4 protein-coding genes are annotated in these 3,171 nt (G+C 53.1%); 1 reads left to right on the top strand and 3 read right to left on the bottom strand.

Annotation, left to right across the window (positions count from 1 at the left end):
- Positions 1 to 189: 189 nt before the first annotated feature.
- The 3 genes from ACLQ7H_RS11650 to ACLQ7H_RS11640 form a co-directional block, all read right to left on the bottom strand.
- The gene (locus ACLQ7H_RS11650) at positions 190 to 912 is read right to left on the bottom strand and encodes an amino acid ABC transporter ATP-binding protein (protein ID WP_024485715.1); all 723 of its coding nucleotides are present in this window, start codon (positions 910 to 912) and stop codon (positions 190 to 192) included.
- On the bottom strand, positions 896 to 1,663 hold the full coding sequence (locus ACLQ7H_RS11645; RefSeq protein WP_248944057.1) for an amino acid ABC transporter permease: 768 nt from the start codon (positions 1,661 to 1,663) through the stop codon (positions 896 to 898). The genes ACLQ7H_RS11650 and ACLQ7H_RS11645 overlap by 17 nt, the downstream gene beginning before the upstream one ends.
- A gap of 85 nt (positions 1,664 to 1,748) precedes the next feature.
- Positions 1,749 to 2,519 carry a basic amino acid ABC transporter substrate-binding protein gene (locus ACLQ7H_RS11640; RefSeq protein ID WP_411752801.1) on the bottom strand — a complete coding sequence of 257 codons (771 nt, stop codon included), beginning with the start codon at positions 2,517 to 2,519 and terminating at the stop codon, positions 1,749 to 1,751.
- A 462-nt stretch (positions 2,520 to 2,981) separates the two neighbouring features.
- Between ACLQ7H_RS11640 and ACLQ7H_RS11635 the strand changes: the two genes are divergently transcribed.
- The coding region (locus ACLQ7H_RS11635; RefSeq protein WP_411752800.1) for a septum formation initiator family protein at positions 2,982 to 3,171 on the top strand (190 nt) is incomplete at its 3' end.

Genomic DNA, 3,171 nt, shown 5'->3' with positions numbered 1-3,171 from the left:
GACAGTAAGCGGACGGGACGAGCAGGATGGGTAGTGATGTGGGAAGCGTGGTTTAAACTCCAAGACATCGTCGAAGGTTACAAACTGGCGAAATCTCTTGATCAGGAGATCTGATCAAGAGACAGCCCTGTGGGAGAGGGTTGGGGTGAGGGGACATGCGCCCAAGAGATGTCAAAGCGGTGCCGAAGGTTACAAAACTTTGCTTAAAAATGCCTGGGTGCGCGGATTGGTCGGGTTACCGAAGATGTGTTCCGGCGTGCCCTCTTCCTGAATTATCCCCTGATCGATAAACAGCACCCGATCGGCCACTTCGCGGGCGAAGCCCATTTCATGGGTCACCACTACCATCGTCATGCCTTCAAGCGCCAGCGCCTTCATCACCGCCAATACTTCACCGACCAACTCCGGATCCAGCGCCGAGGTAGGCTCATCGAACAGCATGATTTGCGGTTCCATCGCCAATGCGCGGGCGATGGCGACACGCTGTTGCTGCCCGCCAGACAGGCTGCTGGGATAGGCATCGATTTTGTCCAGCAGGCCCACTTTATTGAGCAACACCTCGGCTCGCTCAATGGCCTCGCTGCGGGACAGTTTTTTTACCCCCATTGGCGCCATGATGATGTTTTCCAACACCGTCATATGCGGGAACAGGTTAAAACGTTGGAAAACCATACCCACGCTTTCGCGCATCTTGTTCAGATCGGTCTTCTGGTCGTGAATGGCAAAACCATTGACGTCGATCTCACCGCCAGAGAGTGTCTCCAGCGCGTTGATGCAGCGCAGAAAGGTACTTTTACCGGAACCGGAAGGGCCAATAATGCACACCACTTCTTTTGGCGCGATCTGGCAGGAGATACCGCGCAGCACGTGGGCTTCGCCAAATTGTTTTTGCAGGTTATGTACGCGAATCACTTTTACCGAACCTTTTTTCCATGTGTTGCACCAACAGCGAGAGCAGGAAGGTGATGACCCAATAGACCAGAGAAATGGCCAGGTAGGGCTCCCAATAGGTGGCGTACGCGCCGGAAACGGTACGCGCAGCATAGGCCAGATCCGCCAGACCGATTGCGGAGGCCAGGGACGAATCCTTGACGATGGCGATGGCGTTGTTGCCAAGCGGTGGCAGCATGCGGCGGAAGGCCTGCGGCAGGATCACCTTACGCATGGTTTTGCCGTAGCCCATCCCCAACGAGCGCGAAGCCTCCATTTGGCCACGATCGATCGACTGGATCCCGGCACGGAAGATCTCCGAGACGTAGGCACCGGCGTTCAGCGTGATAGCCACCACGCACGACAGGAAAGCACCATAATCGGAACGCAATGCGCGTGCGAAGTCGACGCTCATCAAACCGTTGCTGACCAGCAGGCCGTCGCGCGGGTTGATAAACAGTGGCACCAGCGCGAAGTGGACCACCATGATTTGCACAAACAGCGGCGTGCCCCGGAAGGCGCTGATATAGATGCGCACCGGCCATTGCACGCAATAGTGCAGGATCGGTTTCCAGATGCCGTGCGGTGCCTGTGCCAGGCGGCCTAAGCCGAGGATTAGCCCCCAAGTGGTGCCCAGGATCACGCAGATGATGGTACATTTGATGGTCATCCAGGCACCCTCCATAAACAGCGGAGCGTATTCCTCAATGATCTCCCAACGGAATGCTGACAAAATAGAATCCTTACGGTGGTAGTGCGAACTTGCAGGTCATTGATGCGTAGGGGCACAGTCAATTGCGCCCCTATTTACAGCCGGTTTATTCTGCTGGCAGCGTAGGGACGTTGCTGTCAAACCAGGTCTGGTAGATTTTGGCATAGGTGCCATCGGCGACGATTTTCTTCAGGCCGCTGTTGATCTTGTTACGCAGCTCATCGTTGCCCTTGGCCACCGCAATGCCGAAATACTGGCGCTCAAACTTGGCATCTGACACCAGTTTGAACTCTTTATCAGGGTGGGTCTTGATGTAAAACTTGGCCACGCCAACGTCACCGACGGCCGCGCCAATGCCATCTTCATACAGCTCTTGCAGCAGCAGCGGGGTATTATCAAAGCGCTTGATGGCGGTGCTGTTTTTACCCAATACGTCGGAAACCACGATGTCGCCGGTGCTGGAGTTAACCACACCCACCTTCAAGGTTTTCAGCGCGTCGATGGAGTCTACTTTAGACTCTTTAGGCACCACGATAGCCTGCTCTGCAGGGAAGTATGGCGTAGAGAAGTCGACCATCTGCTTGCGTTTGTCGGTAATGGTAATGCCGGAAATGATGATGTCGCGATCGCCAGAGTTCAGGGTGGCAAAGATGCCTTCCCACGGCGTATTCACCAGCTTCACCTGGAAACCTTCCGCTTTGGCGACGGCCTTGATCACATCGATATCAAAACCTTCCAGCTCTTTTTTGCTGTTTTCGAATTCGAACGGGCGATAGGTACCGCCGGAGCCGACAACATACGTCGGTTCTGCGGCAAAGGAAGCAGCGGAAAAAGTGGCCGCCAAGCAGGCACTGATCAGCACTAAACGTTTTAACATGAGCATTCCCCGAATAAGTTGAGTCGTTAAGTAAAGGTTATACATTGGATTTATTTATGCACTTTAGTTGCATAAAAATAAACTTACATGAATAAAAACACAACCCCTACCTGAAGATGAAAATACTAACAGTGTTAAATATGAATAATTATTTAAAAGTCGGCGTAAATGTCGGTGAAAATGCCCTCAGCCCAGTTATTTTTACTGCATACTGAGGTGGGGTGGCGATGTGTGCACGATGTGGACGACGATGTATGCATGATCTGGATGTCGATGTGTACACATTTTAGGGGCGGCCGCATGCTGCGCCCGCCTGGATTTAATGCCGCTTTCAGGCGACAATCGGGCGCTAAACTCAGGAAATTCTTATTACGCCCGATGGGCGCAGGTGAAAAGCCATTGCTGCTGTGGAGTCAAACGGCAAGTTGTGGGATGATTAAGCGCTTTTTTTAGGGGGCGGAGATGGGAAAACTAACGCTGCTTTTGTTGGCGCTGCTTGGCTGGTTACAGTATTCGCTGTGGCTAGGGAAGAATGGTATTCACGATTATGTACGGGTCAATGAGGACGTTGTGGCTCAGCAGAGCAACAATGCCAAACTGAAAGCGCGTAACGATCAGCTGTTTGCCGAAATCGACGACCTGAACGGCGGTC

Source organism: Serratia sp. (in: enterobacteria) (assembly GCF_046715635.1).
Lineage (GTDB): Bacteria > Pseudomonadota > Gammaproteobacteria > Enterobacterales > Enterobacteriaceae > Chania.
Note: the sequence above shows the minus strand (reverse complement) of the source record. Positions and strands in the feature narration are given on the sequence as shown.

What these genes read in the sequence shown, in the direction of transcription:
- ACLQ7H_RS11640 (WP_411752801.1), bottom strand. Translation starts at nt 2,519, where the DNA reads ATGTTAAAACGTTTAGTGCTGATCAGTGCCTGCTTGGCGGCCACTTTT.